The 16,471-nt window shown below is 58.1% G+C and carries 16 protein-coding genes; 3 read left to right on the forward strand and 13 right to left on the reverse strand.

Annotated elements, in window-relative coordinates; genetic code table 11:
* Positions 1 to 114: 114 nt before the first annotated feature.
* Positions 115 to 1,152 (reverse strand): oxidoreductase, encoded by a 1,038-nt coding sequence (locus ACWKXT_RS19640; RefSeq protein ID WP_454533161.1) that lies wholly within the window; start codon positions 1,150 to 1,152, stop codon positions 115 to 117.
* Positions 1,153 to 1,409: 257 nt separating this feature from the next.
* Between ACWKXT_RS19640 and yhhY the strand changes: the two genes are divergently transcribed.
* Complete coding sequence (gene yhhY, locus ACWKXT_RS19645; protein WP_080329953.1) at positions 1,410 to 1,898, forward strand: N-acetyltransferase; 489 nt, start codon at positions 1,410 to 1,412, stop codon at positions 1,896 to 1,898.
* Between the two features lie 106 nt (positions 1,899 to 2,004).
* Here the strand turns inward: yhhY and ggt are convergent, their stop codons facing one another.
* Positions 2,005 to 3,750, reverse strand: coding sequence for a gamma-glutamyltransferase (ggt, locus tag ACWKXT_RS19650; protein WP_454533162.1), 1,746 nt, complete (start codon positions 3,748 to 3,750; stop codon positions 2,005 to 2,007).
* Positions 3,751 to 3,873: 123 nt separating this feature from the next.
* Here ggt and ACWKXT_RS19655 point away from each other — a divergent pair, with 123 nt between their 5' ends.
* Positions 3,874 to 4,245: a DUF2756 family protein gene (locus ACWKXT_RS19655; RefSeq protein ID WP_454533163.1), complete on the forward strand. Its 372-nt coding sequence runs from the start codon at positions 3,874 to 3,876 to the stop codon at positions 4,243 to 4,245.
* Here ACWKXT_RS19655 and ugpQ read toward each other — a convergent pair.
* The 10 genes from ugpQ to livK form a co-directional block, all read right to left on the reverse strand.
* Positions 4,235 to 4,975, reverse strand: coding sequence for a glycerophosphodiester phosphodiesterase (gene ugpQ / locus ACWKXT_RS19660; RefSeq protein WP_454533164.1), 741 nt, complete (start codon positions 4,973 to 4,975; stop codon positions 4,235 to 4,237). The two genes, ACWKXT_RS19655 and ugpQ, sit on opposite strands and share 11 nt — an antisense overlap.
* Entirely contained in the window at positions 4,972 to 6,042 is a 1,071-nt protein-coding gene (locus ACWKXT_RS19665; RefSeq protein ID WP_454533165.1) for a sn-glycerol-3-phosphate import ATP-binding protein UgpC, read from the reverse strand. The genes ugpQ and ACWKXT_RS19665 overlap by 4 nt, the downstream gene beginning before the upstream one ends.
* Position 6,043: 1 nt before the next feature.
* Entirely contained in the window at positions 6,044 to 6,889 is an 846-nt protein-coding gene (ugpE, locus tag ACWKXT_RS19670) for a sn-glycerol-3-phosphate ABC transporter permease UgpE (RefSeq protein WP_028015153.1), read from the reverse strand.
* Positions 6,886 to 7,773: a sn-glycerol-3-phosphate ABC transporter permease UgpA gene (ugpA, locus tag ACWKXT_RS19675; protein ID WP_454533166.1), complete on the reverse strand. Its 888-nt coding sequence runs from the start codon at positions 7,771 to 7,773 to the stop codon at positions 6,886 to 6,888. The genes ugpE and ugpA overlap by 4 nt, the downstream gene beginning before the upstream one ends.
* 128 nt (positions 7,774 to 7,901) lie before the next feature.
* Positions 7,902 to 9,218 (reverse strand): sn-glycerol-3-phosphate ABC transporter substrate-binding protein UgpB, encoded by a 1,317-nt coding sequence (ugpB, locus tag ACWKXT_RS19680; protein ID WP_454529239.1) that lies wholly within the window; start codon positions 9,216 to 9,218, stop codon positions 7,902 to 7,904.
* Between the two features lie 244 nt (positions 9,219 to 9,462).
* Positions 9,463 to 10,176 carry a high-affinity branched-chain amino acid ABC transporter ATP-binding protein LivF gene (livF, locus tag ACWKXT_RS19685; RefSeq protein WP_006812273.1) on the reverse strand — a complete coding sequence of 238 codons (714 nt, stop codon included), beginning with the start codon at positions 10,174 to 10,176 and terminating at the stop codon, positions 9,463 to 9,465.
* 1 nt (position 10,177) lies between these two features.
* A complete protein-coding gene (gene livG, locus ACWKXT_RS19690) occupies positions 10,178 to 10,942 on the reverse strand; it encodes a high-affinity branched-chain amino acid ABC transporter ATP-binding protein LivG (protein ID WP_003861544.1) in 765 nt (254 codons plus the stop codon).
* The gene (locus ACWKXT_RS19695) at positions 10,939 to 12,216 is read right to left on the reverse strand and encodes a high-affinity branched-chain amino acid ABC transporter permease LivM (RefSeq protein WP_454533167.1); all 1,278 of its coding nucleotides are present in this window, start codon (positions 12,214 to 12,216) and stop codon (positions 10,939 to 10,941) included. Before ACWKXT_RS19695 ends, livG begins: the two co-directional genes overlap by 4 nt.
* Positions 12,213 to 13,139, reverse strand: a complete 927-nt coding sequence (gene livH, locus ACWKXT_RS19700) for a high-affinity branched-chain amino acid ABC transporter permease LivH (protein WP_013099131.1) — start codon at positions 13,137 to 13,139, stop codon at positions 12,213 to 12,215. Before livH ends, ACWKXT_RS19695 begins: the two co-directional genes overlap by 4 nt.
* 46 nt (positions 13,140 to 13,185) lie before the next feature.
* Positions 13,186 to 14,295, reverse strand: a complete 1,110-nt coding sequence (gene livK / locus ACWKXT_RS19705; protein ID WP_063145308.1) for a high-affinity branched-chain amino acid ABC transporter substrate-binding protein LivK — start codon at positions 14,293 to 14,295, stop codon at positions 13,186 to 13,188.
* A gap of 424 nt (positions 14,296 to 14,719) precedes the next feature.
* On the opposite strand from livK, the gene panM reads away from it, so the two are divergent.
* Positions 14,720 to 15,109 carry an aspartate 1-decarboxylase autocleavage activator PanM gene (gene panM, locus ACWKXT_RS19710; protein WP_333017568.1) on the forward strand — a complete coding sequence of 130 codons (390 nt, stop codon included), beginning with the start codon at positions 14,720 to 14,722 and terminating at the stop codon, positions 15,107 to 15,109.
* A gap of 109 nt (positions 15,110 to 15,218) precedes the next feature.
* On the opposite strand, the gene livJ is transcribed toward panM, so the two are convergent.
* Positions 15,219 to 16,319, reverse strand: a complete 1,101-nt coding sequence (gene livJ, locus ACWKXT_RS19715) for a branched chain amino acid ABC transporter substrate-binding protein LivJ (protein WP_454529241.1) — start codon at positions 16,317 to 16,319, stop codon at positions 15,219 to 15,221.
* Between the last annotated feature and the right edge of the window lie 152 nt (positions 16,320 to 16,471).

Consider the following 16,471-nt stretch of genomic DNA (forward strand, 5'->3'; position numbering starts at 1 on the left):
CCTCAGTTCGTTTCGATGGAGTAAGTGTGGACGCAAACCGCCTGGGATCATAGAGGGTGAAAATTGACTCCTCTGTTCAAAAATTATGAACAAGCGCAGAGGAGCCGTTTTTGCTTATTTCGCGAGGGTTACCGTGGCAGGAGACGCCTGCTCGAAGGCCCGTTCAAGGATTTCCAGGTTGGTCAGAACGTCAGATTCCTTGACGTAATTCGGCGCGCCGTTGGTGAGGGTTTCATACAGCGCATCGTAGACGCGTCCATAGTCGCCAATTTCCGGTTTCAGCTCTTCTTTGACCGTCACGCCCTCATCGTTCATGTACTCCAGCACGCCCACGGAATCATCCGCCGCAAAGCCCTGTTCGCCCGGCATGATGTTGGCCTTCAGACTGGTCTCCTGCTGGTCAATGCCGTACTTAATGAACGAGCCTCGGGTGCCGTGAACGATAAATTTCGGATAGTCGATTTTCACCAGATGGCTGGTTTTGACGATGGCTTTCAGGTCACCGTAGAACAGCTGCGTTTCAAAGGTGTCGTCCGGGTTGGCTTTATTGCGCAGGCTGCGGATGTCATACGCCACGTGGTCCGGTCGGCCAAACAGGGAGATGATTTGGTCCATGGTGTGTACGCCCAGACCATAGAACGAGCCGTCCTGCGGCAGGCCGGGTTGGGTCTCCGCCACCGGGCGGTAGTAATCGAAGTGGCTTTCAATTTCCACGATCTCGCCCAGCTTGCCGCTCTCAATCGCCTTTTTCGCCGTCAGGAAGCAGCTGTCAAAGCGACGGTTCTGATACGGCGTGACGGTCAGCCCCTTGCTCTTTGCCAGCGCGAACAGTTCTTTCGCTTCGGCGATGGTAGGGGTGAACGGCTTTTCAACCAGCACGTTTTTGCCCGCTTCGAGCGCGCGTTTCGCATAGTCAAAATGGCTGTCAGCGTGGGTACAGACGACGACAAGTTTGACCTGCGGATCCCCCAGCACCTCGTCGAGATCGCTGGTGAAATGAATATGGGAATACTGCGGAGATTGCTCTTCCGGCTTCGCGCGGCGGCGGTAGATGTGAGCGACGTGCCAGGTCTCTTTACGGTAGAGAACATACGGAAGGTGGTAACGCGTGGTGCTTTTGCCAAATCCAATAAATGCGCAATGTAGTGTCATGGCTCAGTCCTTTTGGAAGGTTACTGAGTCTAACCATAACAAAAAAAAAGCCAGCGAGAAGCTGGCTAAAGTAATACTGGAAGCAATGTGAGCAATGTCGTGCTTTCAGGTTCCCGTAGGAGGTCTTCCTGAATGCAAAGCAATAATAATCATTCTCATTCGCACTTGTCCAACACTTTTTGCAAAAAATAGCGGTTGACTCAAATTTTAAAGTCATTGATGTTGGAAGGGACTTTTAACCGACTGAGGAACAAGGAATGAGTGAGATAGTGATACGCCACGCTGAACCGAGAGATTACGACGCCATTCGTCAGATCCACGCCCAGCCGGAGGTGTACCACAACACGCTACAGGTTCCTCATCCCTCAGAGCAAATGTGGCAGGAACGGCTAACCGACCAGCCCGGCATCAAGCAGCTGGTCGCCTGCATCGACGATACCGTCGCCGGGCACCTGTGCATTGCTGTCGCACAACGCCCGCGCCGCAGCCATGTGGCTGATTTTGGGATTTGTGTCGGCGCGCAGTGGCAAAACCGGGGCGTCGCCAGCGCGCTAATGCGCACCATGATTGATATGTGCGATAACTGGCTGCGCGTTGACCGCATTGAGCTGACGGTGTTTGTCGATAACGAACCGGCGATTGCGGTGTACAAAAAACACGGGTTCGAAATCGAAGGCACCGGTAAACGCTATGCACTGCGCAACGGCGAGTATGTGGATGCGTATTACATGGCGCGAATGAAGTGACACACACCCCTCACCCCGGCCCTCTCCCCATAGGGGCGAGGGAGAAAAGACCACACCGTGCAATCCCCTCTCCCCTATGGGGAGAGGGTTAGGGTGAGGGGAATCGTTAATACCCCGCCGACAAATCATCCACCGAACGCGGATCCGACGCGCCAAACAGCGCGCCGTCCGGCCCGACCATAATGCTCTGGGTGCTGCCCATCGCCTCCTTCACCGCCACTTTCTGTCCGCGCTGCTCAAGCAGTTTGATAGTGTCCGGGCTAAAGCCCTTCTCCACGCGCAGCTCGTCCGGCAGCCACTGGTGATGGAAACGCGGCGCATTGGTCGCTTCGGCGACATTCATGCCAAAATCGATGCTGTTCACCACCATCTGCAGCACGGTCGTGATAATACGGCTCCCGCCAGGGCTGCCGGTCACCAGCCAGGTTTTCCCGTCTTTCACCACGATGGTGGGCGACATGGACGACAGCGGACGTTTCTTCGGCCCGACTGCATTTGCATCGCCGCCGACCAGCCCGTAGACGTTCGGCACGCCCGGTTTGGCAGAGAAATCATCCATCTCGTTATTCAGCAGAATGCCGCTGTTGCCCGCCACAATCCCGGTGCCGAAGGTGGTGTTGAGCGTATAGGTCACCGCCACCGCGTTACCGTCTTTATCCACCACCGAGAAGTGCGTCGTCTGGTTGCTTTCGTACGGCGCCAGCTTGCCGGGGCGGATCTCGCTGGACGGCTTAGCCTTGTTGATATCGATCTCATCGGCAATGGATTTGGCATACGCCTTGTTGGTCAGCGCCTGCCACGGCACCTTCACGAAGTCCGGGTCACCGAGATATTCCGAGCGGTCGGCGTAGGCGCGCTTCTCCGCCTCCGCCATCACCTGCATGGCATCCGCGCTGCCGAAGCCGAACTTGTGCATATCGAAGTTTTCGAGAATGTTGAGGATCTGCACGATGTGAATGCCCCCGGAAGATGGCGGCGGCATGGAGAACACCTCGTAGCCGCGATAGGTACCGCTAATCGGCTCGCGCTCCACCGCCTTGTATTCCGCCAGATCGGCTTTGGTGATGAGCCCGCCGTTCTTTTGCATCTCTTCCGCAATCTGGTCGGCAATCGCCCCTTTGTAGAACGCGTCCGGACCGTGCTCCGCAATTAGCTCCAGGCTTTTGGCGAGGTTCTTCTGCACCAGCTTATCGCCCTTCTTCAGCGGCTCGCCGTCTTTCCAGAAGATAGCCTTGCTGTTTTCGTGATTAGGAATCACTTCACTGCCGTAGGTTTTGAGGTCGTCAGCCAGCGCGTCATTCACCACAAACCCCTCCCGCGCCAGCTTGATGGCAGGCTGCACCACCTTGTTCAGCGGCATCGTGCCGTATTTTTCCAGCGCCAGCGAGAAGCCCGCAACGGTGCCCGGCGTGCCGGAGGCGAGATGCGAGGTCAGGGATTTTTTGCTGTCCGGGTTCCCCTGGTCGTCGAGGAACATATCGCGGGACGCCTGAGAAGGTGCCATTTCGCGGAAGTCGATGGCGGTGGTTTTGCCGTCTTTGGTGCGCAGCATCATAAAGCCGCCGCCGCCGAGGTTACCCGCCTGCGGGTGCGTCACCGCCAGCGCGTACCCTACCGCAACCGCCGCATCCACCGCGTTACCGCCCTGCCTGAGAATATCGACGCCCACTTTGGTTGCCAGCGCATCCACCGACGCTACCATGCCATGGGTTGCCCGCACGGGATGAAAAACATCTTCCTCCACGCCGTAAGAGACCGGAGGAGCCGCTGGCGGGTTGGCCGCCACGGTAAATGTACCGCCTGCCATCAGCGCGGCGATGGCGACCCAGCGCAAGAAGGTTGGTTTCATCATTATTGTTCTCCAGGTGAAGGGATCCATATTCCCCGCTTAAGCCTGGTTCACAACTCCTAAAAAATCATTGTCATGGTGAAATCAGGGTAAACTTAAGAGAGGCCTCAAAAGGAGGAAAGGACAATGAAACGCTTGATGATTCTTACGGCGCTGATCCCGTTTGCCGCGCTCGCACAGCCACTCAACACCATGAACAACCCGAACCAGCAGGGTTACGTTATCCCGAGCCAGCAGCGCATGCAGACCGAGATGATGAGCCAGCAACAGCAGCAGAAAGGGATGCTGAATCAGCAGCTGAAAACGCAGACCCAGATGCAGCAGCAGAGCCTGCAAAACCAGATGAACGCCAACACCCAGCGCGTGCAGCAGGGACAGGTGCGCGAGCAGCCGTTGCCAAATGCAAACGGCGGGATGTTAGGGGGCGGGATGTCGCAAAGCAGCGGTCAGCAGCATATGCTGCCGACCCAGCAGAACGGCAGTATGCTCAATAAATAAAGTTCGGGCCGATCTGGTCAATCGCATCGGTACAGATGCTGTCCACGCCCCAGCGCAGCAGTTCGGCTGCACGCTGGGGTTTGTTGACGGTATAGACCAGAATATGCAGACCCGCGTCTTTCAGCATCTTCACCCGCGCCTCATCCAGCAACTTGTGGTTCAGATGAATAGAGACACACGCTAAGCGGGTCGTCAGCGCGCGCCAGTCCTCGCGCCACTCGTCAAGCAGCAGCCCGCGCGGCAGCTCAGGCACGGCGGCCTGTGCGGCTTCCAGCGCGTCGATGTCAAACGACGATAACAGCGGCGCGGTCATCCCTTCCCACAGCTCGCGCGCGGCAAGGGCAATCATTTTCCCCGTCAGCGGCCCGGTGCCGGTGGTCGGTTTGATTTCGATGTTGGCCATCATGCCGTGCTGGCGACAGCGGTCCGCCACTTCCGCCAGCAGCGGCAGCGGTTCGCCTTTGAATTCGCCGCTGAACCAGCTTCCGGCGTCCACCTTCAGCAGATCGCGCCACGGCAGTTCACCCGCCACGCCCCAGCCGTTGCTGGTGCGCTCGAGGTTATCGTCATGCAGCAGGAAAATTTCACCGTCTTTCGACAGCTTAGCGTCGAACTCGATCATCGTGTGACCGTAGCGCGCGCCAACATCAATCGCCGCCAGGGTGTTTTCCGGCGCCAGCTTACCGCCGCCACGGTGGGCGACGATGTGGGGATAAGGCCAGTTGCTCATACTCGTTGTCCTGTTTCACCGTCAAATAAGTGCAGGTGATTTTCCGGCAGGTGCAGCCACAGCGTGCTGCCTGCTTTCGGGCGCTCCTGGTGCGGCAGACGCACCACCAGTTTTTGCTCGCCCCAGCGCCCGTGCGCCAGGTTATCTGCACCCAGCATCTCCAGCGTGTCCACCACCAGCGGCACACCGCCGTCCGCCTGAGAGGTTAAACCAATATGCTCCGGGCGGATACCGAGCGTCATCTTACGCCCGGCGTAGCCACGATAGTACCAGTTGATCGGCAACGCCATCCCGCTTTCCAGCTCAAAATGCGTGCCCGCGCTGCTAATGCGCCCTTCCAGCAGGTTCATTGCCGGGCTGCCGATAAAGCTCGCCACAAAGCGGGTGGCCGGTTTCTCGTAGACTTCCACCGGGGTGCCAATCTGCTCGGCGATGCCTTTGTTCATCACCATTACGCGCTGGGCGAGGGTCATGGCTTCGACCTGATCGTGGGTCACGTACAGGGACGTGGTTTTCAGACGCCGATGCAAATGCTGCAGTTCAAGACGCATCTGCACGCGCAGCTTGGCGTCGAGGTTAGAGAGCGGCTCGTCGAACAGGAATACCGCCGGATCGCGCACGATGGCACGCCCCATCGCCACGCGCTGGCGCTGGCCGCCGGAAAGCTCGCGCGGACGGCGCTTTAGCAGGCCGTCCAGCTCGAGAATTCGAGCCGCCTCTTTCACCCGCTCGTCGATATGGCCTTTGCCCATGCCGCGAATTTTCAGCCCCCAGGCCATGTTCTCTTCCACGCTCATGTGCGGATAGAGGGCGTAGTTCTGGAACACCATCGCGATGCCTCTGTCTTTCGGCTCCATTTCGGTAACGCGCTGGCGGTCAATCCAGATATCGCCAGAGGTGACGCGCTCAAGCCCGGCCACCATGCGCAGCAGCGTGGATTTGCCGCAGCCGGACGGGCCGACCATGACGATAAATTCCCCGTCCGCCACGTCGAGCGTCAGCGGCTGAATCACCTGGGTTTTACCATCCCAGCTTTTGGTTACTGCCTGAAGTTTTAAACCTGCCATCTTATTTCTCGCTATCGACCAGGCCACGGACAAACGCACGCTGCATGGCTAAAACAATGACTACGGGTGGGATAAGGGTGAGCAGCATCGCCGCCATCACCTGGTTCCAGAGGGTGGTGCCTTCGCCGGTGGCGATCATGCCTTTGATGCCCGCCACGGCGGTTCCGAGGTTGACGTCCTGAATAATCAGCAGCGGCCACAGGTACTGGTTCCAGCCGTAGATAAAGGTGATCACAAACAGCGCCGCGAGGTTGGTTTTCGACAGTGGCAGCACGATATCGCGGAAAAAGCGCATCGGCGACGCGCCGTCGATGCGCGCGGCTTCAATCAGCTCGTCCGGCAGGGTCATAAAAAACTGGCGGAACAGGAAGGTGGCGGTCGCCGAGGCCATTAGCGGCAGGGTCAAGCCCGCGTAGCTGTCAAGCATCTTCAGGTTGGCAATCACCTCCACCGTCGGGAAGATACGCACCTCCACCGGCAGCATCAGGGTGATAAAAATCATCCAGAAGAACAGGTTGCGCAGCGGAAAGCGGAACCAGACGATGGCAAACGCCGAAAGCATCGACACCGTAATTTTGCCGACGGTGATGCCAAACGCCATGATGAAGCTGTTGAGCATCATCAGCCAGAACGGCGCGCTGTTGGCTCCCACGCCCTGGGTCCAGATGGTTTTCATGTTCTCGAACAGATGCCCGCCTGGGATCAGCGTCATCGGCGTGTCGAACACCGCTTTGGTGTCCAGCGTGGCGGCGACAAACGCCACGTACAGCGGGAAGAGGATGACGATAATCCCTAAAATCAACATGGTATGGCTGAAAATCGTCAGCCCGCGACGGTTCTCAATCATTGGTAGCGCACCTTACTTTCGACATAGCGGAACTGCACCACCGTGAGGATGATGACGAGGAACATCAGCACCACCGACTGCGCGGCAGAAGTGGAGAGATCCAACCCCGCAAAACCTTCGCGGTAGATCTTGTAGATCAGCGTCGTTGTCGCCTGCACCGGTCCGCCTGCGGTCGCCGCGTCGATCACCGGGAAGGTGTCGAAGAAGGCGTACACCAGGTTGACCACCAGCAGGAAGAAGCTCACCGGGGCGATCAGCGGCAGCGAAAGCTTAAAGAAACGGCGAACCGGGCCTGCGCCGTCAATTGCCGCCGCTTCCACCAGCGAGCGCGGAATGGACTGCAGCGCGGCAAAGAAAAACAGGAAGTTGTAGCTGATCTGCTTCCACACCGAGGCGAACACCACCAGGAACATCGCCTGCCCGCTGTTCTGCGCGTGGTTCCAGTCGTAGCCGAATTCTGCCAGGAAGTGGGTAATCAACCCGCGACCGGGGTTAAACAGGAAGATCCACAGCACGGCGGCGACGGCGGGGGCCACGGCGTAGGGCAGCAGCATCAGCGTCTGGTACAGACGACTGCCGCGCACCACGTAGTCCACCAGCGCAGCGAAGAACAGCGAGGCGATAAGGCCGCTGACGGTCACCAGCGCGCTGAACTTCATCGTCGTCCAGAAGGAGTCCAGGTAGTAGCTGTCGTGGAACAGCGCGGCGAAGTTGTCCAGGCCAACAAACTGGCTGGAGAGCCCGAACGGATCGACGCTTTGTACCGAGTACCACAGCGCTTCGCCCGCAGGCCAGATAAAGAAGATAACGGTGATGACCAGCTGCGGTGCGACCAACAGGTACGGCAGCCAGCGGGAACGGAACACCGGACGGGATGATGACATAGGTTTGCTCTGTAGGTATACCCCCCTCACCCCGGCCCTCTCCCCAAAGGGGAGAGGGAGAAAAGACGGCTCCGCGCAGTCCCCTCTCCCCTAAGGGGAGAGGGTTAGGGTGAGGGGTAAGGTTTTAATTAAGACTTCGTCGACTGCTCAAAACGGCGCAGCAGCTGATTCCCGCGCTCTACCGCTGAATCCAGTGCCTGCTGTGGCGTTTTCTTCCCGGTCCACACGCTTTCCAGCTCTTCATCCACGATGGTTCGGATCTGCGGCATGTTGCCCAGACGAAGGCCTTTAGTGAACGGCAACGGCGGCTTGTTCAGCATCTGACGCGTCGCGATGTCCGCGCCCGGGTTCTTGCTGTAGAAGCCCTGCTCGCGGGTCAGGTCGTACGCGGCTTTGGTGATCGGCAGGTAGCCAGTCTTCTGGTGCCACTCGGCCGCGTTTTCAGGCTTCGCCAGGAAGTCGAGGAACTCGGCTACACCTTTGTAGGTGCCGTTGTCTTTACCCTGCATCACCCACAGGCTCGCCCCGCCGATAATGGCGTTTTGCGGCGCGCCCTTCACGTCAGCGTCGTACGGCATCATGCCCACGCCGTAGTTGAATTTGGCATAGTGACGGATATCCGCCAGCGAGCCGGACGAGGCGGTAGTAATGGCGCAGTCGCCGTTATAGAACTTCTCGGTGGACTCGTCTTTACGCCCGAAGTAGCTGAAGTCGCCCTTCTTGTTGAGTGCTTCCAGAAGCGCAATGTGCTTCACCTGCTCCGGCTTGTTGAACTCCAGCACCGCGTCGGTGCCGTCGAAGCCGTTGTTTTTGGTGGCAACCGGCAGGCCGTGCCAGGCGCTGAAGTTTTCAATCTGGATCCAGCCCTGCCAGCCGCTGGCGTAGCCGCACTTCATCCCCGCCGCTTTCAGCTTCGCGGTGTACTCGGCCAGGTCCTGCCAGGTTTTTGGCGGCTGCTCCGGGTCTAAACCGGCTTTCCTGAAGGCATCTTTGTTGTAGTACAGCACCGGCGTAGAGCTGTTGAACGGCTGAGACAGCAGGTGGCCGGTTCTGGAATCGGTGTAGTAACCCGCTACGGTCGGCACGAACTGCGATTCGTCGAAGTTGATGCCCGCTTCTTTGAACACTTCATAGACCGGTTTGATGGCTTTGGAGGCCATCATGGTGGCAGTACCCACTTCATAAACCTGTAACAGGGCTGGCGCGTTGCCGGTACGGAAGGCGGCGATGCCCGCGCTCAGGCTCTGCTCGTAGTTACCTTTGTACACCGGCACAATTTTGTAATCCGGGTGGGTGTCGTTGAAACGCTGCGCCAGGGAGTCAACCTCTTTACCCAACTCCCCTTCCATGGAATGCCAGAACGGAATGGTGGTCACAGCCATTGCGTTCGTCGCAAAAGCCAGACCCAGTGCCAGACCCAAAGCTGTGTGTCGTAACGATGTCATTGTCATCTCTCTTATTGTGCCGGATGCGCGATATCACGCGTTTTATGCTCGCGAGGTAACATGACATGCTCGAATTACAGAAAAATAACTGTTTGTTTACAGATAAGTGACAGCCAGGCGTCAGGGGGATGATGGTTGTGTGAAGGGGTTTATGTGAAAAAGCCGGGTGGCGGCTTCGCCTTACCCGGCCTACTCGATACCGTAGGCCCGGTAAGCGTAAGCGCCACCGGGCAATACAGACGGCTTAGCCTCCGAGGTACGCGCTGCGCACCGCTTCGTTCGCCAGCAGCGCGTCGCCGGTATCCTCCAGCACCACGCGACCGTTCTCCAGCACGTAGCCACGGTCGGCGAGCTTCAGCGCCTGGTTGGCGTTCTGCTCGACGAGGAAGATGGTCATCCCCTCTTTACGCAACTGCTCGATGGTGTCGAAAATCTGCTGGATGATGATCGGCGCAAGACCGAGCGACGGCTCGTCCAGCAGCAGCAGGCGCGGCTGGCTCATCAGCGCGCGGCCAATCGCCAGCATCTGTTGCTCCCCGCCGGACATGGTGCCCGCTCGCTGAATACGGCGCTCCCACAGGCGCGGGAAGAGCTCGTACACCCACTTGATGCGGGTCTGGTATTCATCCCGGTGGGCGAAAAACCCGCCCATCGCCAGGTTCTCTTCCACCGTCATGCGGGAAAACACGCGACGCCCTTCCGGGACAATCGCCACCGCTTCACGCATGATTTTGGCGGTCTGCCAGTCGGTAATGTCTTTACCGTCAAACACAATCCGCCCGCTGGTGGCGCGCGGGTCGCCGCACAGGGTGCCGAGCAGCGTGGTTTTCCCCGCGCCGTTGGCGCCAATCAGGGTGACGATTTCGCCCTGATTGATGTGCAGGCTGACGTCGTGCAGCGCCTGGATCTTGCCGTAGTGCGCGTTGACCTTGTCGAACGTTAACATCGCTTTTTCCATCTTATGCCTCACCAAGGTATGCGCGGATCACGTCCGGGTTGTTGCGGATCTCTTCCGGCGTGCCGTTCGCCAGCGGCGTGCCCTGATTTACCACGTAGATACGGTCCGAAATGCCCATCACCAGCTTCATGTCATGCTCAATCAGCAGAATGGTGGTGTCGTGATGATCGCGCAGCTCGGCAATCAGCTCGTCCAGCTCTTTGGTCTCTTTCGGGTTGAGGCCTGCCGCCGGTTCGTCGAGCATCAGGATCTCCGGCTGCGTCACCATGCAGCGCACAATCTCCAGGCGACGCTGATCGCCGTAGGCGAGGTTGCTCGCCTGTCGGTTAGCGTGCTGGAGCAGACCGATACGGTCGAGCCAGGTGGCGGCGCGATCGAGCGCCTCTTCCTGCGTGCGGCGAAAGGCCGGGGTTTTCAGCAGGCCGGAGAACAGCCCGGTTTTCAGCTGCTGATGCTGTGCCACCAGCAGGTTCTCAATCACCGTCATCTCGCGGAACAGACGCACGTGCTGGAAGGTACGCACCACGCCCATGCGGGCGATCTGCTGGCCCGGCAGCCCTTCAAGGTGCTGGTCGCGCAGCATGATGGTGCCGCCCGTCGGCTTGTAGAAGCCGGTCAAACAGTTAAAGACCGTGGTTTTTCCCGCGCCGTTCGGGCCAATCAGGGAGACAATCTCTTTTTTGTGCAGATCCAGATTCACGTTGTTGACCGCCAGCAGGCCGCCAAAACGCATCATCAGGCCGTTAACGGATAATAAAGGCTTCATGCCTGCTCTCCTTTCACCTGAGTACGTTTCAGCTTCAGCTGTGGACGGGTCATCGGCAGCAGACCCTGCGGACGCCAGATCATCATCAGCACCATCAAACCACCCAGCATCAGCATGCTGTATTCGTTAAAGTCGCGCATCAGCTCGCGCGAGACCACCAGCAGGATGGCCGCGAGGATAACGGCAAACTGCGAGCCCATCCCGCCGAGCACCACAATCGCCAGCACAAAGGCGGATTCGGCAAAGGTGAACGATTCCGGGCTAACGAAGCCCTGACGCGCGGCAAACAGCGTTCCGGCGAAACCGGCAAACGCGGCGCTGATGGTAAACGCGGTCAGCTTGATGCGGGTCGGGTTCAGGCCCAGGGAGCGGCAGGCGATTTCATCTTCGCGCAGTGCTTCCCACGCGCGGCCCAGCGGCATGCGCAGCAGACGGTTAATCACGAACAGGGTGATCACCACCAGCAGCAGCGCCACCAGGTAAAGCCAGATTACGCGGTCGGACGGGTCGTATTTGATGCCAAAGAAGTTGCTGAAGGTATCCCAGCCGCCTTCACGGGCGGTACGGCTGAACTCCAGGCCAAAGAAGGTCGGTTTCGGGATCTGGCTGATGCCGTTCGGGCCGCCGGTCACTTCGGTGTTGTTGAGCAGCAGGATACGGACGATTTCGCCGAAGCCTAAGGTCACAATCGCCAGATAGTCACCGCGCAGGCGCAGCACCGGGAAGCCGAGCAGGAAGCCCGCGGCGGCAGAGACCAGCCCCGCCAGCGGCAGGCAGGTCCAGAAGCCGAGACCGTAATAGTGGTTCAGCAGCGCGAAGGTATAGGCGCCGATGGCGTAGAAGCCGCCGTAGCCCAGCACCAGCAGACCAGACAACCCCACGACCACGTTCAGGCCGAGACCGAGGATCACGTAAATCATAGTCAGGGTGGCGATATCCACGGTGCCGCGCGACACCACGAACGGCCACGCCACGGCGGCCACCAGCAGCGCCACGAGGAACAGCTTCTGCTTCACGGTAGAACCGTCGATCGCTGGCAGGACGAATTTCGGCCCGGAGACGTTTTTCAGCGTCTTCTGGAACAGCGGGCGCAGCAGCTGGAACAGGAACACCACAGCGGTGCCGATAAACACCCACTGCCAGCGGATGTCGGGAGCGGTATCCACCACCAGCTTCGTACCGTCCAGCCCTAACTGGACGCCCATAAAGACGGCCGCCAGCACGAAGAACATGGCGGCAGAGAACAGCGCCATTGCAAAATGCATCGGTTTCATACTTTCTCTACCTCCGGACGGCCCAGAATACCGGTAGGCATCACCAGCAGAACCAGAATCAGCAGGGCAAACGACACCACATCTTTATATTCGGTGCTCAGGTACGCCGAGGAGAGCGCTTCCGCCACGCCCAGGATCAGGCCGCCGATCATCGCGCCCGGAATGCTGCCGATGCCGCCCAGTACCGCCGCGGTGAAGGCTTTCATCCCGGCCATAAAGCCGATGTACGGGTTGATTACGCCGTAGAACTGGCCGAGCAACACGCCCGCCACCGCCGCCATCGCTGCGCCGATCACGAAGGTCAGGGCGATCACGCGGTCGGTGTTGATGCCGAGCAGGCTCGCCATCTTCAGGTCTTCCGCACAGGCGCGGCAGGCGCGTCCCATGCGGGAGTAGCGGATGAACAGCGTCAGGGCCAGCATCGCGATAAAGGTCACCACCCAGATCACCAGCTGCATGGTAGTGATAGAGGCCGAGAAGTTTTCGCTGGCCCCCACAATCCACTGGCCGTTAAACAGGCTTGGCAGCGCCACGTCGCGCGAGCCTTCGGTCAGGCTGACGTAGTTTTGCAGGAAAATGGACATACCGATGGCGGAGATGAGCGCAATCAGGCGCTTGGAGCTGCGCACCGGCCGGTAGGCCACGCGTTCGATGCTCCAGCCGTAGGCGCTGGCAATCACAATCGCGCCGACAAACCCGGCGGCGACCAGCAGCCAGCTGCTGTCGATACCCATCATCATCAGCGCGGCGATGATCATAAAGGAGACATAGCTACCGATCATGTACACCTCGCCGTGGGCGAAGTTGATCATGCCGATAATGCCGTAAACCATCGTGTAGCCGATGGCGATCAGCGCGTAGGTGCTTCCCAGCGTAACGCCGTTAAACATCTGCTGCAGGAAATAGAGAAACTGCTCGGACATATGCAAACCTTTTTATACCCGCCCGGAGAGCCGGGCGGTGGGATAATTATTTGGCGGCCGAGGACGAACCGTCGGCGTGCCACTTAAAGACACCAAACTCAAATCCCTTCAGATCGCCTTTCTCATCCCAGTTCAGCGGCCCAATCACGGTGTTCGCCCCGTGTGCTTTTAAATCTTTCACCAGATCCAGCGGCTCTTTGCTGCCGGTACGCTCCAGCGCGGTGGCCAGCGACTGCACGGCCGCGTAGGTAATCCAGACGTATGGACCACTCGGATCTTTCTTCTGCGCCTTGAGCGCATCCACGATAGCTTTGTTGGCCGGATCCTGGTCATAGCGTTTTGGCATCGTCACCAGCATGCCTTCGGCAGAATCCCCCGCGATGTTCGACAGAGAGGCGTTGCCCACGCCCTCTGGCCCCATAAACTGGGTTTTCAGGCCGGTGGCGCGCGCCTGACGCAGCATCTGCCCCATTTCCGGGTAGTAGCCGCCGTAGTAAACGAAGTCGATGTTCTCTTTTTGCAGACGGGCGATCAGCGCGGAGAAGTCTTTCTCACCGGCGGTAATGCCGTCGAAGAAGACGATGTTCGCCCCGCCTTTTTTCAGGCCGTCCTGCACGGAACGCGCCAGGCCTTCGCCGTACTGCTGTTTGTCATGGATGATGGCGATACGCTGCGGCTTGACGGTCTCGAGGATGTATTTGGCAGCGGTGGGTCCCTGCGAGGAGTCCAGACCGGCGGTGCGCATAATGTGCTGGTAGCCGCGCTGGGTCAGCTCAGGGTTAGTGGCGCCCGGGGTGATCATCAGGATGCCTTCGTCTTCGTAGATATCAGACGCGGGCTGCGTGGAGGATGAACACAGGTGACCGATGACGTACTGGATGCCGTCGTTGACGATTTTGTTGGCAACCGCGACGGCCTGTTTTGGATCGCAGGCGTCGTCATATTCCACGCCCACCAGCTTGTCGCCTTTGATGCCGCCTTTAGCATTGATGTCTTTGATGGCCTGACGCGCGCCGTTGAACTCCATGTCACCCCACTGGGCAACAGGACCGGACATCGCGCCCACTACCGCAACTTTAATGTCGTCTGCCATAGCGGCATGCGAGATCGACAGTGCGACCATCCCCGCGATTAACGTCTTCGCGTTCCTTTTCATCTCAGAATCCCCATTCGTGATGTCGTGTTTATATTTTGTTTTATTATGGTTAAAAAGCATTCTGTACTTTTAATGAACAACGCTATTTTTACCAGTGCCCTTAATGGTTTAGCGCAGTTTTTTGTCAAAAACCAGACTAAAATCTCTATTTTTCAGGCGATTAAGCAAAGATAATATTCTGAAATAAGGCAGAGATAAACAAATAAAAGTGCAGTTTGCAGCATAAAATAACGGTACAAAGCGCCGAATAAATCACTGCCCTTCAGGTTAAAATTCTGCTTATTTTTCGATCCATGTGTTTTCAAACTGCCCATTGCGTTGCCAAAAAACTAATCACCTGGCAAATGGGAATAAAAAGATACAGCGCCTGAGCAAATAAATTGAGTACACTGGCCGTACTCTTTTTGATTTGGACACGCAGCTAATGAAACTGACTATCGTGCGTCTGGTGACCTTTAGCGACCAGGATCATATCGACCTGGGCAAGATCTGGCCGGAATATTCCCCTTCGTCGCTGGCCGTCGACGAGAATCACCGCATCTATGCCGCGCGCTTTAACGAGCGCCTGCTGGCCGCCGTTCGCGTGACCCTGAGCGGCACGGAAGGGGCGCTGGACTCCCTGCGCGTGCGCGACGTCACCCGCCGGCGTGGTGTAGGGCAGTATTTGATTGAAGAAGTGATCCGCGAAAACCCGAGCGTGACCTCCTGGTGGATGGCCGACGTGGGCGTGGAAGACCGCGGCGTGATGGCGGCGTTTATGCAGGCGTTAGGGTTTACGGCGCAGGAGAGCGGGTGGGAGAAGCGCCAGGGTTGATTTGTGCGGCCTGATGCGTGCGGTGCGGCCTGGTGCCCTCACCCCGGCCCTCTCCCACGGGGAGAGGGAGAAAACATTAAAAAAGGCAACTTGCGTTGCCTTTTTGCTTTTATTTGGCGTCTGTCGCCGTGCCATTGGCATGCCAGTCAAACACGCCGAACTCGAAGCCCTTCAGGTCGCCCTTCGCGTCCCAGGAGAGTGGTCCCATGACGGTTTCGACGGTGTTCGCTTTCAGCCAGGTGGCAATCTCAGCCGGATCGGCTGACTGGTTCAGGCCCGCCTGCAGAGACTGCAGCGCTGCGTAGGTGGTCCAGACGAACGCGCCGCTTGGATCCTGTTTCTTCGCCTTGATGGCGTCAACGACAGGTTTGTTCGCAGGCACCTGGTCGTAGTTCTTCGGCTTGGTCACCAGCAGGCCTTCCGCGGATTCACCTGCGATGTTAGACAGAGACACGTTTGCCACGCCTTCCGGACCCATGAACTGGGTTTTCAGACCTGCCGCACGCGCCTGACGCAGGATCTGGCCCATTTCCGGGTGGTAGCCACCGTAGTAAACGAAATCGATATTCTCTTTCTTCAGACGCGCCACCAGCGTGGAGAAGTCTTTCTCGCCAGCGGTGATCCCGTCAAAGAAGACCACGTTGGCATTGCCTTTCTTCAGACCATCCTGCACCGCACGGGCCAGACCTTCGCCATACTGCTGTTTATCGTGAACAATCGCGATACGCTGCGGCTTCACTTTTTCCAGAATGTACTTAGCCGCCGTTGGGCCCTGGTCAGAGTCCAGACCGGTGGTGCGCAGGGTCAGCTTATAGCCGCGCGCGGTCAGCTCAGGTGCGGTTGCCGCCGGGGTGATCATCAGAATGCCTTCGTCTTCGTAGATGTCAGACGCTGGTTGCGTGGAAGAGGAGCACAGGTGACCGATAACGTATTTGATCCCGTCGTTGACCACTTTGTTCGCCACCGCGACCGCTTGTTTCGGGTCACAGGCATCATCGTATTTTACGATCTGCAGTTTTTCGCCCTTGATGCCGCCCTTAGCATTAATGTCTGCAACCGCCTGTTCAGCGCCCGTAAACTCCTGGTCACCGTACTGTGCTACCGGACCGGACATTGCGCCAACAACAGCCACTTTAATGTCTGCCTGTGCCATGGTGCTGAATGCCAACGCAATACATCCTGCCAGTAACGCTTTACCCTTCATGTTCATCCTGAGATTCCCCATTATTATGGTTATTACGATTGTTGTGATGTTGTTGTGCAGCGCTTTATTTCAGTTATTGGTGTGCCGTTCGCGCTTTTTCAGCATACTCTGCTAAAACATACCCCATTTTTATGATTTTGGAATAGCTAATTTGAAAT

The organism is Enterobacter sp. UPMP701 (genome assembly GCF_053709515.1).

Bases quoted from the DNA above. Each gene is read 5' to 3' on its own strand.
- ugpE (WP_028015153.1), bottom strand. From the start codon at position 6,889: ATGATTGAGAACCGTCGCGGGCTGACGATTTTCAGCCATACCATGTTG.
- livH (WP_013099131.1), bottom strand. From the start codon at position 13,139: ATGTCCGAGCAGTTTCTCTATTTCCTGCAGCAGATGTTTAACGGCGTT.
- livF (WP_006812273.1), bottom strand. From the start codon at position 10,176: ATGGAAAAAGCGATGTTAACGTTCGACAAGGTCAACGCGCACTACGGC.
- ACWKXT_RS19665 (WP_454533165.1), bottom strand. From the start codon at position 6,042: ATGGCAGGTTTAAAACTTCAGGCAGTAACCAAAAGCTGGGATGGTAAA.
- livJ (WP_454529241.1), bottom strand. From the start codon at position 16,319: ATGAACATGAAGGGTAAAGCGTTACTGGCAGGATGTATTGCGTTGGCA.
- ugpB (WP_454529239.1), bottom strand. From the start codon at position 9,218: ATGACATCGTTACGACACACAGCTTTGGGTCTGGCACTGGGTCTGGCT.
- ACWKXT_RS19640 (WP_454533161.1), bottom strand. From the start codon at position 1,152: ATGACACTACATTGCGCATTTATTGGATTTGGCAAAAGCACCACGCGT.
- yhhY (WP_080329953.1), top strand. From the start codon at position 1,410: ATGAGTGAGATAGTGATACGCCACGCTGAACCGAGAGATTACGACGCC.
- ugpQ (WP_454533164.1), bottom strand. From the start codon at position 4,975: ATGAGCAACTGGCCTTATCCCCACATCGTCGCCCACCGTGGCGGCGGT.
- ggt (WP_454533162.1), bottom strand. From the start codon at position 3,750: ATGATGAAACCAACCTTCTTGCGCTGGGTCGCCATCGCCGCGCTGATG.
- ACWKXT_RS19655 (WP_454533163.1), top strand. From the start codon at position 3,874: ATGAAACGCTTGATGATTCTTACGGCGCTGATCCCGTTTGCCGCGCTC.
- livK (WP_063145308.1), bottom strand. From the start codon at position 14,295: ATGAAAAGGAACGCGAAGACGTTAATCGCGGGGATGGTCGCACTGTCG.
- ACWKXT_RS19695 (WP_454533167.1), bottom strand. From the start codon at position 12,216: ATGAAACCGATGCATTTTGCAATGGCGCTGTTCTCTGCCGCCATGTTC.
- ugpA (WP_454533166.1), bottom strand. From the start codon at position 7,773: ATGTCATCATCCCGTCCGGTGTTCCGTTCCCGCTGGCTGCCGTACCTG.
- panM (WP_333017568.1), top strand. From the start codon at position 14,720: ATGAAACTGACTATCGTGCGTCTGGTGACCTTTAGCGACCAGGATCAT.
- livG (WP_003861544.1), bottom strand. From the start codon at position 10,942: ATGAAGCCTTTATTATCCGTTAACGGCCTGATGATGCGTTTTGGCGGC.